The organism is Kitasatospora sp. CB02891, from assembly GCF_002803145.1.
Lineage (GTDB): Bacteria > Actinomycetota > Actinomycetes > Streptomycetales > Streptomycetaceae > Kitasatospora > Kitasatospora griseola.
On sequence record NZ_NNBO01000010.1, the window covers coordinates 183,455 to 204,110 of the forward strand.

Sequence of the window (20,656 nt, forward strand, 5' to 3'; positions counted from 1 at the left end):
GTTGACGCCGCCACAGCTGGTCGTTCTGGGTTGCCCGGGCCACCGGAGAGTCACCCTGTTCGCCGCCGCGGCCCGCGCCGCGGGGCTGCCGGAGCCCGCCGTGCTGCCCTGGTCCGCGGTGCTGCGCGGGCGGTACGAGCTGCCGCCCGGCGCGGTGGTCCGGGTCGACTCGCCCGGTGAGGACCCGGAGGCCGACCGGCTGCTGCGCGGCGCCGCCCTGGGCGCGGGCTACGCCGCCACCCGGGTCGAGGGCGGCCCGGCCTGGTACGCGGGCGTCACCGCCGCCCTGCGCGAGCTGGCCGCCCGGCCCGGGGTGCGGCTGCTCGGCGACCCGGAGGAGATAGCGGTGATGTTCGACAAGCGCCGCACCCACGCGGCGCTGTCCGCCGCAGGGGTGCCGGTGCCCCGCGCGCTGCCCGGCGAACTCCCGCACTCCTTCGAGGAGTTGCGTGAACGGATGGCCTCCGCCGGGATGCGCCGGGCCTTCCTCAAGCCGGTGCACGGCTCCTCCGCCTCGGGCGTGGTGGCCCTGGAGTTCGGCCCGCGCGGCCGGGTCCAGGCCACCACCTCCGTGGAGGTCACCCCGGACGGCCTGCACAACTCGCTGACCGTCCGGCGCTACCGCGGCGCGACCGAGGTCGCCGCCCTGGTCGACCGGCTCACCCCGGAGGGCCTCCACGTCGAGCAGTGGGTCCCCAAGTCCGGCCAGCACGGCCGCGCCGCGGACCTGCGCGTCCTGGTGGTCGGCGGCCGCGCCACCCACGTGGTGGTCCGCACCAGCCGCCACCCGATGACCAACCTCCACCTCGGCGGCGCCCGCGGCGAGCTCTCCGCCGCCCGCGCCGCCGCCGGCGACACCTGGCCCGCCCTGCTCGCCACCGCGGAAGCCGCCGCCGCCCGCTTCCCGCAGGCCCCCATGGTCGGCGTCGACCTCCTCCCCTCCTCCCACTGGCGCCGCACCCTGGTCGGCGAGGTCAACGCCTTCGGCGACCTGCTCCCCAACCTCCCGGGCCTGCCGGACGGCCCGGCCCCGGGCCTGGACACCTATGCGGCCCAACTGGCTTCACCGAAATACCTGAACGCCCTCCACCGGAGCACAGCGGCAGCCCCCGCCCCGCACCCGCGCGCGGCGCAAGGGCAGCCCCGGCCAGTCGACGCCCCGGCGGCGTAACCCCGAAGGAACCCCCGTGCACCACGACATACCGAACATGAACGAGATCGTCGGCACCCACGATCTCCTCCTCCTCACCCTCGACACCCTCCGCTTCGACGTCGCCGAGGAGCTCCTCGCCGCCGGCCGCCTCCCCCACCTCGCCCGGGTGATCCCGAACGGCGGGTGGGAGCGCCGCCACTCCCCGGGCAGCTTCACGTACGCCGCCCACCAGGCGATCCTGGCCGGGTTCCTGCCCACGCCGGCCTCGCCCGACGGCCCGCACCCGCGCCTGTTCGCGGCGCGTTTCGCCGGCTCCGAGTCGACCGAGTCCCGGACCTGGGTGTTCGACGCGCCGGATCTGCCGACGGCGCTCGCCGCGGCCGGGTACCGCACGGTCTGCATCGGCGGCGTCGGCTTCTTCAACAAGCAGGGCCCGCTGGGCTCCGTCCTGCCCGGACTGTTCCAGGAGAGCCACTGGGCACCGGAGTTGGGCGTCCCGTCCCCGACCTCCTTCGAGTCGCAGGTGGCGGTGGCCGAGCGGGTCGCCGCCGAGCAGCCGTCCGATCAGCCGCTGTTCCTGTTCGTCAACGTCTCGGCGCTGCACCAGCCGAACTGGTTCCACCTGCCGGGCGCGACCCGCGAGGACGGCGACTCCCGGGCCAGCCACGCCGCCGCGCTGGAGTACGTGGACGCGCATCTCGGGCGGCTGTTCGCGGTGATGTCCGCGCGTCGGCCGTGTTTCGCGATCGTCTGCTCGGACCACGGCACGGCGTACGGCGAGGACGGCTACACCGGTCACCGGATCGGCCACGAGGTGGTCTGGACGGTGCCCTACGCGCACTTCACCCTCCCGGCCACCTCCCAGGAACCCCGATGACGACCACCCCCGAGTCCCCGTACCAGTCGTACGTCTACGCGTACCCGCACAAGACGGCGTACCGCCCGCTGCCGGACCGCCCGTCGCTGGCCGAGCTGTGGCGCGACGAGAAGCAGGACGCCCTCTCGCTGTACCTGCACATCCCGTTCTGCGAGGTGCGCTGCGGCTTCTGCAACCTGTTCACCCGGATCGGCAGCCCGGAGGGCCTGACCACGGCGTACCTGGACGCGTTGGAGCGCCAGGCCGGCCAGGTCCGGGACGCGCTCTCCGGCACCGCCGGGTTCGCGCTCGCGGCGTTCGGCGGCGGCACGCCGACCTATCTGACGGCGGCCGAGCTGGAGCGCCTCTGCGACATCGCCGAGCACCGGATGGGCGCGGATCTGCGCGGCATCCCGCTCTCCGTCGAGGCCTCCCCCGACACCGCCACCGCGGACCGCCTCCAGGTCCTGGCCGAGCGCGGCACCACCCGGCTGAGCCTGGGCGTGCAGTCGTTCCTGGACGAGGAGGCGAGGTCGGCGGTCCGGCCGCAGAAGCGGGCCGCGGTGGAGGCGGCGCTGGGCCGGGTCCGGGACGCCGGTTTCCCGGTGCTGAACATCGACCTGATCTACGGGATCGACGGCCAGACGCCCGCCAGCTGGATCACGTCCCTGGACGCGGCGCTGGGTTGGCAGCCCGAGGAGCTGTACCTGTACCCGCTGTACGTCCGCCCGCTGACCGGTCTCGGCCGCCACGCCGACAACGCGGCCTCCCCCGAATGGGACGCGCAGCGCCTCACGCTGTACCGGGCCGGCCGGGACCACCTGCTGGCGCACGGGTACGAGCAGGTGTCGATGCGGATGTTCCGCCGGGCCGGCGCGGCGAGCGCGAGCGCCGGCGAGTACGCCTGCCAGACCGACGGCATGGTGGGCCTGGGCTGCGGGGCCCGCTCGTACACCTCGAAGCTGCACTACTCGTTCGACTACGCGGTGGACGCCCGCGAGGTGCGCCGGATCATCGACGACTACGTCGCCGCCCCGGACTTCTCCCGGGCCGAGCTGGGCTGGGAGATGACGGACGAGGAGACCCGCCGCCGCCACCTGGTGCAGTCGCTGCTGCAGGGCGAGGGCGTCGACCTGGCGGCCTACCGGGGGCGTTTCGGCAGCACGCCCGGGCAGGACTTCCCGGCCGAGCTGGCCGGGTTCGCCGCCAACGGCTGGCTGGCCGAGGACGGGGACCGCCTGCTGCTCACCCCGGAGGGCCTGGCCTGGTCGGACGCGATCGGCCCGCGGCTGTTCTCCGCCGGGGTGCGCGAGCGGATGGCGGGGTACGCGCCGAAATGAGCACCCTGACCGTCCTGTACCGGGGCCCGCTGTCCTCCTGCGACTACGACTGCCCGTACTGCCCGTTCGCCAAGCGGCGGGACACCCCGGAGCTGCTGCGCACCGACCGGGCCGCGCTGGAGCGGTTCACCGCCTGGGCCTCCGGATACGAACACGGCCGCCTGTCCGTGCTGTTCACGCCGTGGGGCGAGGGCCTGGTGCGGTCCTGGTACCGGCGGGCGATGGTGGAGCTGAGCCGGCTGCCGCACCTGGAGCGGGTGGCGATCCAGACCAACGCGAGCTGCCGGACCGGCTGGCTGGCCGAGGCGGACCTGTCGAAGCTGGCGCTCTGGGTGACGTACCACCCGGGCCAGGTGACGGAGCAGCGGTTCCTCGCCAAGTGCGCCGAGCTGACGGCGCTGGGCGTGCGGTTCAGCGTCGGCGTGGTCGGGCAGCCGGAGCACCTGGCGGACGCCCGCCGGCTGCGGGCGGCCCTGCCGCCGTCCGTCTACCTGTGGGTGAACGCGGCGGACGGGCACAGCTACGACGACGCGGAGGCGGCCGACTGGACGGAGCTGGACCCGCTGTTCGGCTACAGCCGCCGCCCGCACCGCAGCGCGGGCCTGCCGTGCCGCACCGGGGAGAGCGTGGTGTCGGTGGACGGGGACGGCACGGTGCGCCGCTGCCACTTCGTCCGGCCGCCGCTGGGCAACCTGTACGACGACTCCTACCGGAGCCAACTGCGGCCCCGGGGCTGCCCGTTGGGCGAGTGCGACTGCCACATCGGCTATGTGCACCTGGAGTCGCTGCCGCTGTACGACGTGTTCGCGGGCGGGGTGCTGGAACGCGTTCCGCACCGGTGGTGACCGCACCCCGCCCGGGCGGTCAGTTCTTCGGCAGGCCGGGCGGGTTGATCTCGGAGCTCTGCACGGCCTCGTTGTCCAGTCCCCAGCGCTTCAGCACCTCGGTGTAGGAGCCGTTCCTGATCAGCTCGTCGATGGCTCCGCCGAGCGCCCTGATCAGGCCGTTGTCCTTCCTGGTGGTGGCGGCGATCTTGCCGAGAACCTGGTCGCCGGCGCCCGAGTAGGTGCCGATGATCTCGGTCTCGCCGCTCTGCGCGGCGTGGAAGGCGCCGGACGGGTTGGGGCCGAGCCAGGCGTCGATCCGGCCGGAGGCGAGGGCCAGGTAGTAGTCGGAGGAGTTCTGGTAGTACTTCACGTCCACCGGCTTGAGCCCGGCCTTGACGTTCTGCTCGTTCCAGTCGAGCAGCAGCTTCTCCTGGTTGGTGCCGGAGGCGACGCCGATGGTGTGCCCGGCGACGTCGGCCGGGCCCTTGACCTTCCAGCCGCCGCCCTTCCTGGCCTCGAAGCCGAGGATGTCGAGCCGGTAGGTGGCGAAGTCGTACTTCTCCTTGCGGGCCTCGGTGACGGTGATGTTGGTGATGCCGACGTCGAACTTGCCGCTGTCCAGGCCGACGAAGACGTTCTCCCAGGAGACCGGCGTGAGTTCGACCTTCAGGCCGAGGACGTTGCCGATCAGGTACGCCAGATCGGGTTCGGCGCCGATGATGGTGCGGTCGTCGGTGGCGTGGAAGTCCAGCGGCGGGACGGTGCCGAGGTTGTCCACCACTTGCAGGGTGCCTCTTCGGCGGATCTCCTCGGGCACCAGTGCGGCGACGGCGTCGACCTTGGGCGTGGTGACGCGGTGCTGCTCCGGCGTCAGGTTGACCTTGACGCCGTTGGGCGCGGTGCCCGCACCGGTCCCGCCCAGGTCGGCGGCGGCGGTGCCGCCGGAGCCGCAGGCGGTGAGCAGCAGGACGGCGGCGAGCGCCAGGGCGGCCGGGGCGGCGGTGCGGCGGATCACGGCGGACATGGGGACGACTCCTTACGAGTGGGCGGTGTTGTTCAGAGGACCTTGGCGAGGAAGGCGCGGGTGCGCTCGTGCTGCGGGGCGTCCAGCACCTGGGCGGGCGGGCCCTGTTCGACGACCACTCCGCCGTCCATGAACACCACCGTGTCGGCCACCTCGCGGGCGAAGCCGATCTCGTGGGTGACCACGATCATGGTGGTGCCGGTGCGGGCCAGGTCCTTGATGACGTCGAGGACCTCGCCGACGAGTTCCGGGTCGAGCGCCGAGGTCGGCTCGTCGAACAGCAGCACCTTGGGTTCCAGGGCGAGCGCCCGGGCGATCGCGACCCGCTGCTGCTGGCCGCCGGAGAGCCGGCGCGGGTACTCGTCCGCCTTGTCGGCGAGGCCGACCCGGGTCAGCAGTTCGCGGGCCCGGGCGCGGGCCTGCTCGCGAGGGACGCCGAGCGCGCCGACGGGTGCCTCGACCAGGTTCTCCAGCACCGTCAGGTGCGGGAACAGGTGGAAGTTCTGGAACACGAAGCCGAGCCGGGTGCGCTGCTTGAGCACCTCGCGTTCGGGCAGTTCGCGCAGCTTGTCGCCGACCCGCCGGTAGCCGATCAGTTCGCCGTCCACCCGGACGTACCCCCGGTCCAGCTTCTCCAGGTGGTTGACCGCCCGCAGCAGGGTGGACTTCCCGGAGCCGGACGGGCCGAGCACCACCGTGACGGTGCCGGGCCGGACGTCGAGGTCGATGCCGCGCAGCACCTCCAGCCGCCCGAACCGCTTGTGGACGCCGCGCACTTCCACCATCGCCGTGCCGCTGCTCATGTCTGCTTCTCCCGGATCTCGGTGACGGCGGCGCGCAGGCGCTGCCAGGGGGTGGGCGGCGGGGTGCGTTCGCTGCCGCGGGCGAAGTACCGCTCGACCCGGTACTGGACGAGGGACAGCACGGTGGTCAGCAGCACGTACCAGGCGGTAGCGACCATCAGCAGCGGCACCACCCGGCCGGTCCGGCCGTAGATCACCTGCGCCTGGTAGAAGAGTTCGCCGATCGCCATCACGTAGACGATCGAGGTGCCCTTGAACAGCGAGATCACCTCGTTGGCGGCGTTCGGCAGGATGCCGCGCATGGCCTGCGGCAGCACGATCCGCCAGGCCTGCCGGAAGCGCGGGATGCCGAGCGCGGCCGCCGCTTCGAGCTGCCCGGCGTCCACTGCGAGCACCCCGCCGCGGATGATCTCGGCGGCGTACGCGGCCTGGTGCAGGGCGAGGCCGAGGACGGCCGCGCCGAGCGCGCCGAGCAGGTCCATGGTGCCGAAGGAGACGAAGCTCGGGCCGAACGGGATGCCGAAGCCGATCCGCTTGTACAGGTAGGCGAGGTTGAACCAGAACACCAGCTGGACGATCAGCGGGATGGAGCGGAACGCCCACACGTACGTCCAGGCGATGGTGCGCAGGATCGGGCTGCCGGACAGCCGCAGCGCGGCGATCACCGCGCCCAGGGCGAAGCCCAGCACCGTGCCGTAGGCGGTGAGTTGGAGGGTGACGCCGACGGCTCGCAGGATGCTGTCGGAGAACACGAAGGCGCGGAAGGTCGGCCAGTCCCAGCCCGGGTTGACGGCCAGCCCGTGCAGGAACTGGGCGACCAGCACCAGCGCGGCCAGGCCGGCCACCAGGCGCCAGGGGCGGCGGTGCGGGACGATCGGCAGCTCGGCCGTCGTGTCGGCGGGTGGTCGGAGGGGCAGTTGGGCGGTGGTGGTGGTCATCGCGGGGCTCCGGGGTCAGGGGTGCTCGGGCGGGTTGATCCGGGATTCGGTGATCGCCGAGTCGGCGGTGCCCCACTTGGCCAGGATCTTCCGGTAACTGCCGTCCTGGATCAGCCGGTTGACGGCGGCCTGGAACGCGGGGGTGAGCGGCGAGCCCTTCTTGAACGCGAAGCCCACGTCGAGGCGGTGGTACTCGCCGAGGAAGCGGACGTGCGAGCCGGGCTGGGCGGCCTGGTAGCGCAGGCCGTTGATGGTGGACATCACCACGTCGAGCCGGCCCTGCTGGAGGCCGGTGGTGACGGCGCCGCTCTCGGAGAACGCCTTCACCTCGTAGGGCTTGCGGCCGGCCTGCGCGCAGACGTCCTTCTTGGCGTTCAGCGTGGCCTCGAAGGTGGTGCCGGCCCCGGTGCCGACGGTCAGTCCGCACAGCTGCGTCAGCTCGGTGACGCCGGTCAGCGCGGTGTTGTCCTCACGCACCGCGAAGCCCTGGCCGTCGTCGATGTAGGTGACGAAGTCGACGGTCTTCAGCCGGGCCTCGGTGACGCCGAAGTTGCCGGTGCCGACGTCGTACTTGCCGCTGCCGAGCGCGGGCAGGATGGTCTCGAACGCGGCGTCCTCGCGCTGCACCGTCAGCCCGAGCACCTTGGCGACGCCGTCGACGATGTCCACGTCCAGCCCGACCGGCCGGTGCTGGGCCGGGTCCGGGTAGTACGCGCCGGGCGGGGTGCCGATCGACCCGCCGAGCTTGATGGCGCCGGCGGCCCGCACCTCGGCGGGCAGCAGGGCGGCCGCCGCGTCGTCCTTCCGCACCTGCCCGAGCACGTCCTGGTCGGGCTGCACGCCGACCGGCGCGGCCGCCGGACCCGTCGTCGGGTCGGAACCGCAGCCGGACAGCACCAGGACGGCGGCGACGGCCGGCCCGAGCAGGAGTCGGCGCTTCGGACGGTTCGGGTGCTGCGGGTGCTTCATCGGAGCTGGGCCTTTCCGGCCGTCGGGGCGGCCAGGTCTTTCTCGAACGGCAGCAGGTGGAACTCCGCCGACTGCTCGGTGACGTCGAACAGGGGCGTGTAGCCGGTCGCCAGGTAGAGGCCCTTGGCCTCCGGCTGGAACGACCCGGTGGTGAGGAAGATCCGCCGGTAGCCCGCCGCCCGGGCGGCGGACTCCAGTTCGGCCACCACCCGGCGGGCGAGGCCCTGGCGGCGGTGCGCGGCAGCCGTCCACATCCGCTTCAGCTCGGCGGTGTGCGCGTCGTAGCGGCGGAAGGCGCCGCCCGCGACGGGCTCGCCGTCGCGCAGCAGCAGCAGGAGCAGGCCGTCCGGCGGGGTGAACTCCTCGGCGGGGTGGCCGGCCATCTCCTCCTGGCCGCCCGCGCCGTAGCGGGCGACGTACTCGTGGGTGAGCTCGCGGATCAGCGGTTCGGTGAGCGGGTCGCCGAGGACGGCCCGCTCGACGGTCAGTGTGCTCACGCGGCCCCGGCCCCCGCGTTCGCGGCCTCCACGGCCTTGGCGGCGTCGCGCTTGGCGACCTCCTCGCGGACCAGCGGGATGACGTACCGGCCGAAGTCGACGGCGTCGTCGACGTGGTCGTAGCCGCGGGCCGAGAGGATCTCCACGCCGAGGTCGTAGTAGTCGAGCAGCGCCTGGGCGACCGTCTCGGGGGTGCCGACCAGCGCGTTGGAGTTGCCCGCGCCGCCGGTGGCGGCCGCGGTCGGGGTCCACAGCGCCCGGTCGTAGCGCTCGCCGGCCTCGGCGATCTCCAGCAGCCGCTGCGAGCCGGTGTTCTCCGGCTGGTGGGCGCCCGTCAGCCGGCGGCGCACCAGGTCGTTGTTCTGCCGCCGGGCCTTGATCGCGCCGACCGTGCGGTGCGCCTTCTCCCAGGCGAGTTCCTCGGTGGGCGCGATGATCGGCCGGAACGCCGCCTGGATGCGCGGGACGTCGGTGCGTCCGGCGGCCCTCGCGGCGGCCCGGACCAGCTCGATCTGCTCGGCGGTGCGGGCCAGCGGCTCGCCCCACAGGCAGTAGATGTCGGCCTCGGCGCCGCCGGCGGCGTAGGCGGCGGGCGAGGAGCCGCCGAAGGAGACCTTCGGGCGGGGCTGCTGGACCGGGAAGACGTCCGAGACGAAGTCGTTGAAGCGGTAGAACTCGCCGTCGTGGTCGAAGGGCTCGTGGCTGGTCCAGGCCCGCTTGACGATCCGGATGTACTCCCGGGTGCGGTCGTAGCGGCGGTCCTTGGGCAGGAAGTCGCCCTCGCGCTGCTGCTCGTGGTCGTTGCCGCCGGTGATGAAGTGCACGGTGATCCGGCCGTCGCTGATCCGGTCCAGGGTGGCGAAGGTCTTGGCGGCGAAGGTCGGGTAGGAGACGTTCGGGCGGTGCGCCAGCAGGATCTGCAGGGTGTCGAGCTTGGCGGCGAGGTACGCGGCGGAGGCGGCGGGCTCCGGGGAGCCGGCGCCGTAGGCGAACAGCACCCGGTCCCAGCCGTGGTCCTCGTGGGCGCGGGCGAGGCGCAGGGTGTAGTCGCGGTCGAAGGCGTGGGTGGTGCGGGCGGTGGTCTCCGAACCGTCGCCGGTGGCGGCGATTCCGAGGAACTCGACGGGCATGGCAGGCCTCTTCGGGTCGGCGCGGTTCCGCGTCCGGGCATGCCGGGGGGACGCCTCGGCGGGCGGGACGGGAACGACGGGTGGGTCGGCGGGTGGGTCGGCGGGGAGTCAGCAGGAAGCCGACCGGAGTCCGGGCGGGCGGGCAGGCGGGTGGGCGGCGCGTGACGGGGCGCCGGTGGGCTCTCGGAGCGAGCGGGGATGCAGGAGAAGGGCGGCAGCGTACGCCTGTCGATCCGTCCGGACGGACGGCTTCCCGGCCCGCGACGGGGCGACCGAGGGAGGACTCCCGGAGGGAGAAGGGCCGGTCAGGCGGCCCGCTGCCGGGTCAGCCGCGACACGCGGCGGACCACACCCGACCGAAGTCGATGTGGCCTCGCGTCACCAGGGCGGGCTGTCCGGCAGTCATGTCGAACAGTTGAGCAGTGCCCCCGATGGTCCGTCAACCATCGTTCACGGGGCGAAACCTGGCCGCTCTTGACAGTGCCGCGCCGCCCGCCCGTACCATCGGGGCGGAGCGAGTACCGCCCGGGCCCGGCCGAACTGCCGCCGGGACCAGCCGCGTTGAGGGACGCGGCGCGCGTGAGTGACGGCATGCGGACACCGCCTGCCCCGCCGCCCGATGGAGCCCTCATGGCCTCGCCCGCCGCCCCGTCCACCGCCCCGCCCGTTCCCCGCGCCACTGCCGCGCCGCCCACCGAGCTGCCGATCGCACCCCGCCGCCGCCCCTGGCGGTACGTGAGCGGCGGCCTGGCGCTGCTCGCCACCGCGCTGCTGCTGCGCTCGCTGGCCGGCAACCCGGCCTTCGAGTGGCCGGTGGTGGGCGCCTACCTGACCTCGTCCGCGATCCTGCGCGGCCTGTGGCTGACGCTCTGGCTGACCGCCGTCGTGATGGTCCTCGGCTTCGCCCTCGGCACCGGCCTGGCGGTGGCCCGGCTGTCCGGCAACCCGGTGCTGCGCACGCTGAGCTGGGGATTCGTCTGGATCTTCCGGGCCACTCCGCTGCTGGTCCAGCTGCTGTTCTGGTTCAACATCGGCGCGCTGTACCCGCGGCTCGCGCTGAGCGTGCCGTTCGCCGGCGAGCTGTTCGCGGTGCGGACCGTCGACCTGCTCGGCCCGGCGCTCACCGCCGTCGTCGGACTCACCCTGCACGAGGCCGCGTTCGCCGCCGAGGTGGTGCGCTCCGGCGTCCTGTCGGTCGACCAGGGCCAGCTGGAGGCGGCCGCCTCGCTCGGCCTCGGGCGCGGCCGGGTGCTGCGCCGGATCGTGCTGCCGCAGGCGATGCGGGCGATCCTGCCGCCCGCCGGGAACATGCTGATCGGCACCCTCAAGGGCACCTCGGTGATCTCCGTGCTGGCCGTCCACGACCTGCTGTTCTCCGCCCAGCTGATCTACAACCGGACGTACCAGGTGATCCCGCTGCTGGTGGTCGCCACGCTCTGGTACGTGGCGGTGACCAGCCTGCTCTCGGCCGGCCAGTACTACCTGGAGCGGCACTTCGCCCGCGGCTCCACCCGCGCCGAGCTGCCGCCCACCCCGTGGCAGCGGGCCCGGGCGGCGCTGCGCCGGGCCGGCGGGCGGTGAGCCGGGTGCCGGTCCTGGTCGTCGTCGGCGCCGGTCCGCGGGGCACCGGCCTGCTGGAGCGGATCGCCGCCAACGCCCCCGAACTGCTCGCCCCCGGGACCGGGTTGGACATCCACCTGGTCGACCCGCACCCGCCCGGCGGCGGCCGGATCTGGCGGCACGCGCAGTCCCCGCTGCTGCGGATGAACTCGATGGCCGAGGACGTCACCATGTTCACCGACGAGCGGTCCACCCTGCTCGGCCCGGTCCGCCCCGGCCCGTCGCTCGCCGAGTGGGCCGCCGAGCCGGCCGCCCACCGGCCGTACCGCCCGGTCGAGGACCCGGACGTGGCCGACGAACTGCGCACCCTCGCCCCCACCGACTTCCCCACCCGGCGCGCCCAGAGCGCCTACCTGGACTGGGTGCTGCGCCGGTCTGCCGCCGAACTCCCGCAGAACGTACGGCTGTTCCTCCACCAGGACACCGCGTGGCGGCTCACCGGCGACCCGGCGGGACCGCAGCACGTCCACCTCGGCCGCGCCGTGCTGCGCGCCGACCGGGTGGTGCTGGCCCTCGGCCACCTCGACTCCGCGCCCGGCCCGGAGACCGCCGCCACCCGCGCCTTCGCCGCCCGGCACGGCCGCACCTACGTGCCGCCCGCGTTCACCGCCGACGCCGACCTGGACGGCCTCGCCCCCGGCGAGCAGGTGGTGGTCCGCGGCCTCGGGCTGGCCTTCGTCGACCTGGTCGCGCTGCTCACCGAGGGCCGCGGCGGCCGCTTCGTCGCACACCCCTGCGGCGGCCTGCGCTACCTCCCGTCCGGCCGCGAACCGGTGCTGCACGTGGGCTCCCGGCGCGGCGTCCCGTACCACGCCAAGACCGACTACCGGCTCCGGGGCCCGCTCCCGCCGCTGCCCCGCTACTTCGGGCCGGACACCGAACTCCCGGACGGGCCACTGGAGTTCCGCCGCGACCTGTGGCCCGCGATGGCCAAGGAGATCGGCTTCGGCTACTACCACGAGCTGTTCCACGGCCACCCCGGACGCACCGCCGTGCCGTGGGACGCGTTCCTCGCCGCCTACCACCCGCTCGACTGGTACAGCCCGCAGCGCGAGGCGCTGGTCGCCGCCGCCGTCCCCGACCCGGACGACCGGCTCGACCTCGAACGGCTCGACCGCCCGCTGGCCGGCCTGCGGGTCGCCGACCCCGCCGGACTCCAGCGCCACCTGCGCAGGTACCTGCGCGCCGACCTGGACCGCCGCTCCGACCCGCGGCACAGCGCCGACCTCGGCGCGTTCCACGCCCTGCTCTCGCTGTACGGCCAGCTGGTCCGGCTGCTGCCCCGGCACCCGCTCACCGCCCGCTCCACCGCCGCCGAACTCGACGGCTGGTGGAACGGCTTCTTCTCCTTCTACGCGTCCGGCCCGCCCGGCTTCCGCCTCGACCAGCTGCTCGCCCTCGCCGACGCCGGACTGCTCCACTTCCTCGGCCCGGACGTGCGGGTGGACCTCGACGAACGGCACGGCGCCTTCCGCGCCTCCTCCCCCGCCCTGCCCGGCCACCACGTCCACGGCACCGCCCTGGTCGACGCCTTCCTGCCCCCGCCCTCCCTCGACCGCACCGCCGACCCGCTGCTGCACCGGCTGCTGGACGAGGGCCGGATCGACGAGGAGCACCTGACCGACCCCGACGGCCACACCTACCGCTCCGGCCTGATCCGCACCGACCCCGACGCCCGGCTGCTCGACCCCGCCCTCGGCGGCCGGCCGCACCCGCGCCGCACCGCCCTCGGCGCCCCCACCACCACCCGCGCCCCCGCCGCCTTCGCCCGGCCCCGCACCGACGCCCCGGCGTTCCGGCAGAACGATGCGGTCGCCCGGCGACTGCTGGCGGAGCTCCAGAAAGAGGCCTGACCGCCCCACGACACCCGCCGCCGCACCGGATACGCTCCAAGCACCCCGAGCCCTCCGGAGAGTCCGCCATGGCCAAGCAGCCCCCGCACCGCGACCCCGCCCAGGACGCGCCGCACGTCGGGCCCCCGGCCCGTGCCGCCGCCGGTCTGCCCGCGATCGGGCACACCCTCCGGATGGCCGCCGACCAGATGTCGCCGGGCCGGGTGCTGGCCACCCTGCGCAAGGTCAACCAGCAGGGCGGCTTCGACTGCCCCGGCTGCGCCTGGCCCGATCCGGACAAGCCGCACCTGGCGGAGTTCTGCGAGAACGGCGCGAAGGCGGTCGCCGAGGAGGCCACCGAGCGCCGAATAACCCCCGAGTTCTTCGCCGCCCACCCGGTCGCCGAACTCGCCGAGCGCTCCGGCTACTGGCTCGGCCAGCAGGGCCGCCTCACCACGCCGATGCTGCTCGACGAGGGCGCCGCCCACTACGCGCCGATCGGCTGGGACGAGGCGTTCGCGCTGATCGCCGCCGAACTCACCGCGCTGGGTTCCCCGGACGAGGCGGCGTTCTACACCTCCGGCCGGACGTCCAACGAGGCGGCCTTCGCCTACCAGCTGTTCGCCCGCCGGCTGGGCACCAACAACCTGCCCGACTGCTCCAACATGTGCCACGAGTCCTCGGGTTCGGCGCTCACCGAGACCCTCGGCGTCGGCAAGGGCAGCGTCTCGCTCAAGGACCTCCACCAGGCCGACCTGATCATCGTCGCCGGCCAGAACCCGGGCACCAACCACCCGCGGATGCTCTCCGCGCTGGAGCGCGCCAAGCGGGCGGGCGCGAAGATCGTCAGCGTCAACCCGCTGCCCGAGGCCGGCCTGGAGCGGTTCAAGAACCCGCAGACCCCGCGCGGCCTGGTCGGCGGCGGCACCAGGCTCACCGACCTGTTCCTGCAGATCCGGCTCGGCGGCGACCTGGCCCTGTTCCGGGCGCTGAACCACCTGCTGCTCACCACCCCCGACGCGGTCGACGAGGCCTTCGTCGCCGAACACTGCGCCGGGTACCGGGAGTTCGCCGCCGAGGCCGCCGACCTCGACCGGCCCGCCACGCTGGCCGCCACCGGACTGCCCTGGGAGCAGATCGAGGAGCTGCACCGGCTGGTGCTCTCCTCACGGAAGATCATCGTCTGCTGGGCGATGGGCCTGACCCAGCACAAGCACTCGGTGCCGACCATCCGCGAGGTCGTCAACTTCCTGCTGCTGCGCGGCAACGTCGGCCGCCCCGGCGCGGGCGTCTGCCCGGTGCGCGGGCACAGCAACGTGCAGGGCGACCGCACCATGGGCATCTTCGAACGCCCCGGCGCCGCGTTCCTGGACGCCCTGGGCAAGGAGTTCGCGTTCGAGCCGCCGCGCGCCCACGGCCACGACACGGTCGACACCATCCGGGCCATGCGCGACGGCCGGGTCAAGGTCTTCTTCGCGATGGGCGGCAACTTCGTCTCCGCGAGCCCCGACACCGACGCCACCGAGGCCGCGATGCGCCGCTGCCGGCTGACCGTGCACGTCTCCACCAAGCTGAACCGCTCGCACGTGATCACCGGCGCCCGCGCGCTGATCCTGCCCACCCTGGGCCGCACCGACCGGGACGTCAGCACCCTCGGCCCGCAGTTCGTCAGCGTCGAGGACTCCATGGGCATGGTGCACTCCTCGCGCGGCGGTCTGCGTCCGCCCGCGCCCGACCTGCTCTCCGAGGTGGCGATCGTCAGCCGGCTGGCCCGCGCCGCGCTCGGCCCGCAGGACCCCACGCCGTGGGAGGACTTCGCCCGCGACTACGACCTGATCCGGGACCGGATCGCCCGCGTGATCCCCGGCTTCGACGACTTCAACGCCAAGGTCCGCCGCCCCGGCGGCTTCGCCCTGCCGCACGCCCCGCGGGACAGCCGCACTTTCCCCACCGCCACCGGCAAGGCCAACTTCACCGTCAACCCGCTCACCGCCCCCGACGTCCCGCCGGGCCGGCTGCTGCTCCAGACGCTGCGCTCGCACGACCAGTACAACACCACCGTGTACGGCCTGGACGACCGCTACCGGGGCATCACCGGCGGCCGCCGGGTGGTCCTGGTCAACCCCGCCGACGCCGCCGAACTCGGCCTCGACGACGGGCGGTTCGTCGACCTGGTGAGCGAGTGGACGGACGGCGTGGAGCGCCGCGCCGCACGCTTCCGGGTGGTGCACTACCCGGTGGCGCGGGGCGGCGCGGCCGCCTACTACCCGGAGACCAACGTGCTGGTGCCGCTGGACTCCACCGCGGACATCAGCAACACCCCGACCTCCAAGGCCGTGGTGGTCCGCCTGGAGCCCACCGCCTGACCGGGCCGGACCCGCCGCTCCCCCGGCCGCGCCGTCAGTCGCCCGACGGCGTGGCCGAGCCCGAGCCATGGGCGCTCGCCGACAGCGACGCCGGACCCGACCCGGAGGCCGGCGCCGAGCCGGAGCCGGAGGCCGAACCGCCCGTCGAACCGCCGGCCGACCCGCTGGGCGAGCCGCTCGAACCGGTGCTCGGCGAGCCGCTGCCGCCGGGCTCCGGCGGGGCCGTGGTGCCGGGGGTGCTGGGCTTCGGGTCCGGCGAGGCCGAACCGCCGGGCGCCGGGGTGGTCGGGGCGGGGGTGGTCGGGGCCGGCACGGGCGGCAGCGTGGACGGCTTGGCGGGCGCGATCTTCGACTCGCCGACCGGCACGTCCGGCACCTTCCACGCGCCGCCCGCGTCGTCCGCCGAGTCCTCCGGGTCGGGCCGGACGGCGCCCAGGATCGGCATCGCGCCGACCTTCGACACCTTCACCACGTCGCCGGTGCGCGGGGCCTGCACGACCAGACCGCCGCCGAGGTACATCCCGATGTGGGTGGCGCCGCCGTAGTACACCACCAGGTCGCCGGGGCGCAGCTGGTTCAGCGGCACGTGCTGGAGCTGCGCCCACTGCTCCTGGCTGGTGCGCGGAATGGCCCGGCCGGCGTGCAGCCAGGCCTGCGAGGTGAGGCCCGAGCAGTCGAACACGTCCGGGCCGGCGCCGCCCCACACGTAGTCCTTGCCGAGCTGCTGGAGCGCCCAGGCCACCGCCTTGCGGCCCATCGCGGATGGCGTGCGCTCGCCCTTGCCGAGCGCGCCGGAGGCCAGGAAGGCCAGCTGCGCCTGGTCGGCCTGCTGCTTCTCGATCGCCTCCAGCTCACTGCGCTGCGCGCCGGTGAGCGAGCCGACCAGGGTCTCCACGTCGGCCAGCTTCCTGGCGACCTCGTTCTTCTGCTGCTCCTGCTGGGCGGCCAGCGTCTGCGCGTCGGCCAGCGCCTGCTGGGCGGCCAGCTGCGCGGCGGCCAGGGTGTCCCGGTCGGCCTTCAGCCGCTCCAGGAACGCCTTCTGCGAGCGCCCGGCGGAGTCCAGCAGTTCGGCGATCACCACCGCCTCGTACGGGTCCTTGGCGAGCAGCATTTCGGCGTACCCGGATATCTGGCTGTTGCGGTACTGCGCGGACGCCAGCTGGGCGGCCAGGTCGCTGCCGGTGTCCACGGCCTCCTGCTGGCGCACCACCCGGGCGTTCAGGTCCTGGACGGCGGCCTGCTGCTCGGCGAGCCGGGCGACCGTGCCGTTGTACTGCTCGGTGGCGGCCTCGGCCTGCTGGTAGAAGGTGTGCAGCTGCTCCAGCAGCGGGCCCAGGGTCTGCTTGGCCTCGGCCAGCGGGTCGGCTCCGGCGGAGACGGTGAGCGTGGCGCCCGGGTCCGGCGCGGCGTACGCGGCGGCGCCGAACGGGAGGGCCAGTGCGGCGACGGCCAGCACCGCCCCGCATCGCAGCGCGGCCCGCACCCACGGCCGCAGTCCGGTCGGTTCCGCGCGCTGCCCTGCCCCCATCGGCCGGCCCTCCCCTGGTTCTCCGTCGGCGATCGAAGCGATCCTGCCATGCGGAGGGGGGTTCCCGGCAGGCCTCCCGGGGGGCGTGAAGTGAATTCTCACCCGCGCCGGAGTGTGACAACCCTCTCATCCGCTGACGCGATCTCCATGGAAAACCGACGCTCCGGCAACTCCCGCGCCATTCAAGGAACCGCAACTCCGCGCCGAGTTAACCTCCCGTTCACCGAGGCTTCCTACCGTCGCCCCGGACAGCAACGTCAGTCCGACCACTTCGACGATTGTTTGGGTATGGAACACATCACGTTCCTGGTGGCCGTTGTGATCATCACGGCGCTCGCCTTCGACTTCACGAACGGCTTCCACGACACCGCCAACGCGATGGCCACCTCCATCGCCACCGGCGCCCTCAAGCCCAAGGTCGCCGTGGCCATCGCCGCGGTGCTGAACTTCGCCGGCGCGTTCCTCTCGGTGAAGGTGGCCACCACCATCTCGGGCGGCATCGTCAACGAAAAGGCCGGACTGCAACCCTCGATCATCTTCGCCGCCCTGGTCGGTGCGATCCTGTGGAACCTGCTGACCTGGCTGAAGGGCCTGCCCTCGTCCTCCTCGCACGCCCTGTACGGCGGCCTGATCGGCGCGACCGTGGTCGGCGCCGGCATCGGCGGCGTCAACTTCAGCGTCGTCGTCTCCAAGATCCTCATCCCGGCGGTGGCCTCCCCGATCATCGCGGGCGTGGCCTCCTGGGGCGCCACCAAGATCGCGTACCTGATCGCCGGCAGCAGCCCGAAGAAGAGCACCGAGAAGGGCTTCCGCCGCGGCCAGATCTTCTCCTCCTCGCTGATCTCGCTGGCGCACGGCACCAACGACGCGCAGAAGACCATGGGCATCATCACGCTGACCCTGATCTCGGCCGGCCAGCTGCACAAGGGCGACGGCCCGCCGACCTGGGTCATCGTCAGCGCCGGTCTGGCGATCGCGCTGGGCACCTACATGGGCGGCTGGCGGATCATCCGCTCGATGGGCTCCGGCCTGGCGGACATCCGGCCGCCGCAGGGCTTCGCCTCGGAGACCGCGGCCGCCACCGTGATCCTGACCTCCTCGCACATGGGCTACGGCCTGTCCACCACCCAGGTCTGCTCCGGCGGCATCATGGGCGCGGGCCTGGGCGGCCCGTCGGGCAAGCTGCGCTGGGGCATGGTCCGCCGCATGGTCTACACCTGGGGCCTGACCCTGCCGGCCGCCGCCGTGGTGTCCGGGCTGGCCGCGCTGGTCGCCGACCAGGGCAACTGGGGCGTGGCCGTGGTCGGCGTCGCGCTGGTGCTCGGCGCCGGCTCGATGTGGCTGATCTCCCGCCGCCAGCCGGTGCACGCCGACAACGTGAACGACGGCGACAGCACCACGGTCGACCTGCCGGTCGCCGGCACCACCACCGGCCAGACCACCATCGCGGCCTGAGAGGACAACGACCATGCACATCAAGTGGGCCGCTCTGGCCGAGACCGCGGGCGTCAGCCTGACCGTCACCCTCGCCGTCGTCACCGTCTTCGCCCTGGGCAACCTGGCACTCTCCCGCCGGGAGGCGGCCGTCGAGGCCGGCACCGGCAGGGGCACCCCGGCCCTGGCGGCCGCGGTCCTGTGCTTCGCCGCCTGCGCGGCGGCGGTGGGCTACGGCATCTCGCTGATCGCCGCCAAGTAGTCCGGAACACGACGAAGGGCCCCGGCTGACCCGGCCGGGGCCCTTCTCGCACTCCCGGCGGCAGCCCGACCACCACCGGACCCGCAACCCTTGCGGCCGGCCCGCCGAGCGCTCTCCACCCCGCACCCCGCCACCGCGGCCGGCCCGCCGGCGGCCCGTCCCACCCGCCGACACGTGACCGGTCGCCCGCCAGGCCCCGACCCCCACGGCCGGGACGGCGCGCAGGCCGCCCGCAACGACCGGCCGTCGGCAGCACCACCGCTCAGCCCACTGCGCTCAGCCCAGCCCCGGCAAGGCCTTGGCGCGCCCCGCACCCTCCGCGGCCGTCCGCGCCGACGCCACACCGATGGCTGCCCGGCGGCCCGCCCGGCCCCCGATCCGACGAAGGGCCCCCGCCACCTCGGCGGGAGCCCTTCTCGCATGTCGACGCGCGGCTCAGTCGGCGACCAGCTCCACCGGCTTCGCGGCGGGCTTCTCGTCGGCGGCGGTGCGCAGCGGCACCTCGCGGATGAACAGCACCAGCAGGAAGCCGACCACGGCGAACGGGGCGGCGACCAGGAACACGGTGCCGACGCCGTGCCCGAACGCGTCGGTGACCAGCGGGACGATCCGTGCGGGCAGCTTGGACAGGTCGGGGATGCCGTCCCCGCCGCCCGCGGCGGCCGGGAGGCCGGCCTTGGCGAGGTTCTCCGCCAAGTAGGAGGCGACCTTGTGCCCGAGCAGCGCGCCCAGCGCGGAGACGCCCATCGCGCCGCCCATGGTGCGGAAGAAGGTGACCACCGAGCTGGCCGCGCCGAGCTCGTGCCGCGGGACGGTGTTCTGCACCGCGAGCACCAGGTTCTGGCTGGTCAGGCCGAGGCCGACGCCGGCGATCGCCATGTAGAGCGCGAGCAGCGCGTAGGAGGTGTCGGCCCGGGCGGTGCCCATCAGGCCGAGGCCGACGGCGAGCAGGACGGTGCCGCCGACCAGGTAGCCCTTCCACTTGCCGTACTTGGTGATGAGCTTGCCGGCCACGGTGGAGGAGACCGCGAGGCCCAGGATCATCGGCAGGGTGAGCAGGCCGGCCTGGGTGGGGGTCTTCTCCTTGGCGAGCTGGAAGTACTGGCCGAGGAAGGTGGTGGTGCCGTACATGCCGACGCCGACGAAGGCGGAGGCCACCGAGGCGAGCGCGACGGTGCGGTGGCGGAACAGGTCGAGCGGGATCAGCGGCTCGGCGGCGCGCTTCTCGACGGCGACGAACAGTCCGGCCAGCGCCAGGCCGCCGAGCACCATCACCGCGGTCTGCCAGGACACCCAGTCGTAGTTCTTGCCGGCCAGCGAGATCCAGATCATCAGCAGGCTGACCGAGGCGGTGATCAGCACCGCGCCCAGGTAGTCGATCTTCGGCTTGCGGACGGTCTGCTCGGGGAGCTTGAGGGTGCGCTGCAGCACCAGGATGGCGAGCAGGGCGAACGGGACGCCGACGTAGAAGCACCAGCGCCAGCCGAGCCAGGAGGTGTCCACGATGACGCCGCCGATCAGCGGGCCGCCGATGGTGGCGAGCGCGAAGACCGCGCCGAAGTAGCCGCTGTAGCGTCCGCGCTCGCGCGGGGAGACCATCGCGGCCAGGCAGATCTGGCCGAGCGCGATCACACCGCCGGCGCCGATGCCCTGCAGCACCCGGCAGAAGATCAGCATGCCGATGCTCTGCGACAGGCCGGCCAGCGCCGAGGAGAGCACGTAGATCACCATGGCGATCTGGACCAGCAGCTTCTTGCTGACCAGGTCGGAGAGCTTGCCCCAGAGCGGGGTGGCGGCGGTGATCGACAGCAGGGCGGCGGTGACCACCCAGGTGTAGGCGGACTCGCCGCCGTGCAGGTCGTTGAGGATCCGCGGAAGCGCGTTGGAGACGACCGTGGAGGACAGTACGGCCACGAACAGGCCGAGCAGCAGGCCCGAGAGGGCTTCGAGCACTTGACGGTGGGACATCTGGGCCTGAGGGGCGGTCGGGTGGGTCGTCGACATGCGCTTCCTTCGACTGAAGATTCGTTGCCTCAAGCAACTATACGTGGATAGTTGACTAAGGCAACTTTCTTCA

General features: G+C 73.5%; 17 protein-coding genes. 9 read left to right on the forward strand and 8 right to left on the reverse strand.

Features of this window, described 5'->3' with window-relative positions; genetic code table 11:
• Window position 1: 1 nt before the first annotated feature.
• The 4 genes from CG736_RS22685 to CG736_RS22700 are packed head-to-tail and all read left to right on the forward strand — an operon-like array spanning window position 2 to window position 4,194.
• On the forward strand, window positions 2-1,171 hold the full coding sequence (locus CG736_RS22685) for an STM4014 family protein (protein WP_100588030.1): 1,170 nt from the start codon (window positions 2-4) through the stop codon (window positions 1,169-1,171).
• A 37-nt stretch (window positions 1,172-1,208) separates the two neighbouring features.
• Window positions 1,209-2,030, forward strand: a complete 822-nt coding sequence (locus tag CG736_RS22690; protein WP_100588117.1) for an STM4013/SEN3800 family hydrolase — start codon at window positions 1,209-1,211, stop codon at window positions 2,028-2,030.
• A complete protein-coding gene (locus CG736_RS22695) occupies window positions 2,027-3,349 on the forward strand; it encodes an STM4012 family radical SAM protein (RefSeq protein WP_100588031.1) in 1,323 nt (440 codons plus the stop codon). Before CG736_RS22690 ends, CG736_RS22695 begins: the two co-directional genes overlap by 4 nt.
• Entirely contained in the window at window positions 3,346-4,194 is an 849-nt protein-coding gene (locus CG736_RS22700; RefSeq protein WP_100588032.1) for an STM4011 family radical SAM protein, read from the forward strand. The genes CG736_RS22695 and CG736_RS22700 overlap by 4 nt, the downstream gene beginning before the upstream one ends.
• Window positions 4,195-4,213: 19 nt before the next feature.
• Here the strand turns inward: CG736_RS22700 and CG736_RS22705 are convergent, their stop codons facing one another.
• From CG736_RS22705 to CG736_RS22730, 6 genes are read right to left on the reverse strand one after another with little or no spacing between them, the layout of a single operon-like run.
• The gene (locus tag CG736_RS22705) at window positions 4,214-5,200 is read right to left on the reverse strand and encodes an ABC transporter substrate-binding protein (protein WP_100588033.1); all 987 of its coding nucleotides are present in this window, start codon (window positions 5,198-5,200) and stop codon (window positions 4,214-4,216) included.
• 32 nt (window positions 5,201-5,232) lie between these two features.
• The gene (locus tag CG736_RS22710) at window positions 5,233-6,003 is read right to left on the reverse strand and encodes an amino acid ABC transporter ATP-binding protein (protein WP_083462656.1); all 771 of its coding nucleotides are present in this window, start codon (window positions 6,001-6,003) and stop codon (window positions 5,233-5,235) included.
• Window positions 6,000-6,941, reverse strand: coding sequence for an amino acid ABC transporter permease (locus CG736_RS22715; protein ID WP_100588034.1), 942 nt, complete (start codon window positions 6,939-6,941; stop codon window positions 6,000-6,002). The genes CG736_RS22710 and CG736_RS22715 overlap by 4 nt, the downstream gene beginning before the upstream one ends.
• A gap of 15 nt (window positions 6,942-6,956) precedes the next feature.
• Complete coding sequence (locus CG736_RS22720) at window positions 6,957-7,910, reverse strand: ABC transporter substrate-binding protein (protein ID WP_100588035.1); 954 nt, start codon at window positions 7,908-7,910, stop codon at window positions 6,957-6,959.
• Window positions 7,907-8,407, reverse strand: coding sequence for a GNAT family N-acetyltransferase (locus CG736_RS22725; RefSeq protein ID WP_100588036.1), 501 nt, complete (start codon window positions 8,405-8,407; stop codon window positions 7,907-7,909). Before CG736_RS22725 ends, CG736_RS22720 begins: the two co-directional genes overlap by 4 nt.
• Window positions 8,404-9,537: an LLM class flavin-dependent oxidoreductase gene (locus CG736_RS22730; RefSeq protein ID WP_100588037.1), complete on the reverse strand. Its 1,134-nt coding sequence runs from the start codon at window positions 9,535-9,537 to the stop codon at window positions 8,404-8,406. The genes CG736_RS22725 and CG736_RS22730 overlap by 4 nt, the downstream gene beginning before the upstream one ends.
• A 630-nt stretch (window positions 9,538-10,167) precedes the next feature.
• Here CG736_RS22730 and CG736_RS22735 point away from each other — a divergent pair.
• The 3 genes from CG736_RS22735 to CG736_RS22745 all read left to right on the forward strand — a co-directional run bounded on the left by CG736_RS22735 (window position 10,168) and on the right by CG736_RS22745 (window position 15,355).
• Window positions 10,168-11,118, forward strand: a complete 951-nt coding sequence (locus tag CG736_RS22735; protein WP_100588038.1) for an amino acid ABC transporter permease — start codon at window positions 10,168-10,170, stop codon at window positions 11,116-11,118.
• On the forward strand, window positions 11,115-13,010 hold the full coding sequence (locus CG736_RS22740) for an FAD/NAD(P)-binding domain-containing protein (protein ID WP_100588118.1): 1,896 nt from the start codon (window positions 11,115-11,117) through the stop codon (window positions 13,008-13,010). The genes CG736_RS22735 and CG736_RS22740 overlap by 4 nt, the downstream gene beginning before the upstream one ends.
• 68 nt (window positions 13,011-13,078) lie before the next feature.
• Complete coding sequence (locus CG736_RS22745) at window positions 13,079-15,355, forward strand: FdhF/YdeP family oxidoreductase (protein WP_100588039.1); 2,277 nt, start codon at window positions 13,079-13,081, stop codon at window positions 15,353-15,355.
• A gap of 34 nt (window positions 15,356-15,389) precedes the next feature.
• On the opposite strand, the gene CG736_RS22750 is transcribed toward CG736_RS22745, so the two are convergent.
• Window positions 15,390-16,883 carry an NlpC/P60 family protein gene (locus tag CG736_RS22750; protein ID WP_157815693.1) on the reverse strand — a complete coding sequence of 498 codons (1,494 nt, stop codon included), beginning with the start codon at window positions 16,881-16,883 and terminating at the stop codon, window positions 15,390-15,392.
• A gap of 288 nt (window positions 16,884-17,171) precedes the next feature.
• Here CG736_RS22750 and CG736_RS22755 point away from each other — a divergent pair, with 288 nt between their 5' ends.
• The gene (locus CG736_RS22755) at window positions 17,172-18,338 is read left to right on the forward strand and encodes an inorganic phosphate transporter (protein ID WP_232734114.1); all 1,167 of its coding nucleotides are present in this window, start codon (window positions 17,172-17,174) and stop codon (window positions 18,336-18,338) included.
• 13 nt (window positions 18,339-18,351) lie between these two features.
• Window positions 18,352-18,579, forward strand: coding sequence for a hypothetical protein (locus CG736_RS22760; RefSeq protein WP_100588040.1), 228 nt, complete (start codon window positions 18,352-18,354; stop codon window positions 18,577-18,579).
• Window positions 18,580-19,014: 435 nt separating this feature from the next.
• Here CG736_RS22760 and CG736_RS22765 read toward each other — a convergent pair whose 3' ends face one another.
• Window positions 19,015-20,583, reverse strand: coding sequence for an MDR family MFS transporter (locus CG736_RS22765; protein WP_232734115.1), 1,569 nt, complete (start codon window positions 20,581-20,583; stop codon window positions 19,015-19,017).
• Window positions 20,584-20,656 lie beyond the last annotated feature (73 nt).

What these genes read in the sequence shown, in the direction of transcription:
- CG736_RS22755 (WP_232734114.1), top strand. Translation starts at nt 17,172, where the DNA reads ATGGAACACATCACGTTCCTGGTGGCCGTTGTGATCATCACGGCGCTC.
- CG736_RS22750 (WP_157815693.1), bottom strand. Translation starts at nt 16,883, where the DNA reads ATGGGGGCAGGGCAGCGCGCGGAACCGACCGGACTGCGGCCGTGGGTG.
- CG736_RS22760 (WP_100588040.1), top strand. Translation starts at nt 18,352, where the DNA reads ATGCACATCAAGTGGGCCGCTCTGGCCGAGACCGCGGGCGTCAGCCTG.
- CG736_RS22705 (WP_100588033.1), bottom strand. Translation starts at nt 5,200, where the DNA reads ATGTCCGCCGTGATCCGCCGCACCGCCGCCCCGGCCGCCCTGGCGCTC.
- CG736_RS22690 (WP_100588117.1), top strand. Translation starts at nt 1,209, where the DNA reads ATGAACGAGATCGTCGGCACCCACGATCTCCTCCTCCTCACCCTCGAC.
- CG736_RS22715 (WP_100588034.1), bottom strand. Translation starts at nt 6,941, where the DNA reads ATGACCACCACCACCGCCCAACTGCCCCTCCGACCACCCGCCGACACG.
- CG736_RS22720 (WP_100588035.1), bottom strand. Translation starts at nt 7,910, where the DNA reads ATGAAGCACCCGCAGCACCCGAACCGTCCGAAGCGCCGACTCCTGCTC.
- CG736_RS22730 (WP_100588037.1), bottom strand. Translation starts at nt 9,537, where the DNA reads ATGCCCGTCGAGTTCCTCGGAATCGCCGCCACCGGCGACGGTTCGGAG.
- CG736_RS22695 (WP_100588031.1), top strand. Translation starts at nt 2,027, where the DNA reads ATGACGACCACCCCCGAGTCCCCGTACCAGTCGTACGTCTACGCGTAC.
- CG736_RS22765 (WP_232734115.1), bottom strand. Translation starts at nt 20,583, where the DNA reads ATGTCGACGACCCACCCGACCGCCCCTCAGGCCCAGATGTCCCACCGT.
- CG736_RS22700 (WP_100588032.1), top strand. Translation starts at nt 3,346, where the DNA reads ATGAGCACCCTGACCGTCCTGTACCGGGGCCCGCTGTCCTCCTGCGAC.
- CG736_RS22745 (WP_100588039.1), top strand. Translation starts at nt 13,079, where the DNA reads ATGGCCAAGCAGCCCCCGCACCGCGACCCCGCCCAGGACGCGCCGCAC.
- CG736_RS22735 (WP_100588038.1), top strand. Translation starts at nt 10,168, where the DNA reads ATGGCCTCGCCCGCCGCCCCGTCCACCGCCCCGCCCGTTCCCCGCGCC.
- CG736_RS22710 (WP_083462656.1), bottom strand. Translation starts at nt 6,003, where the DNA reads ATGAGCAGCGGCACGGCGATGGTGGAAGTGCGCGGCGTCCACAAGCGG.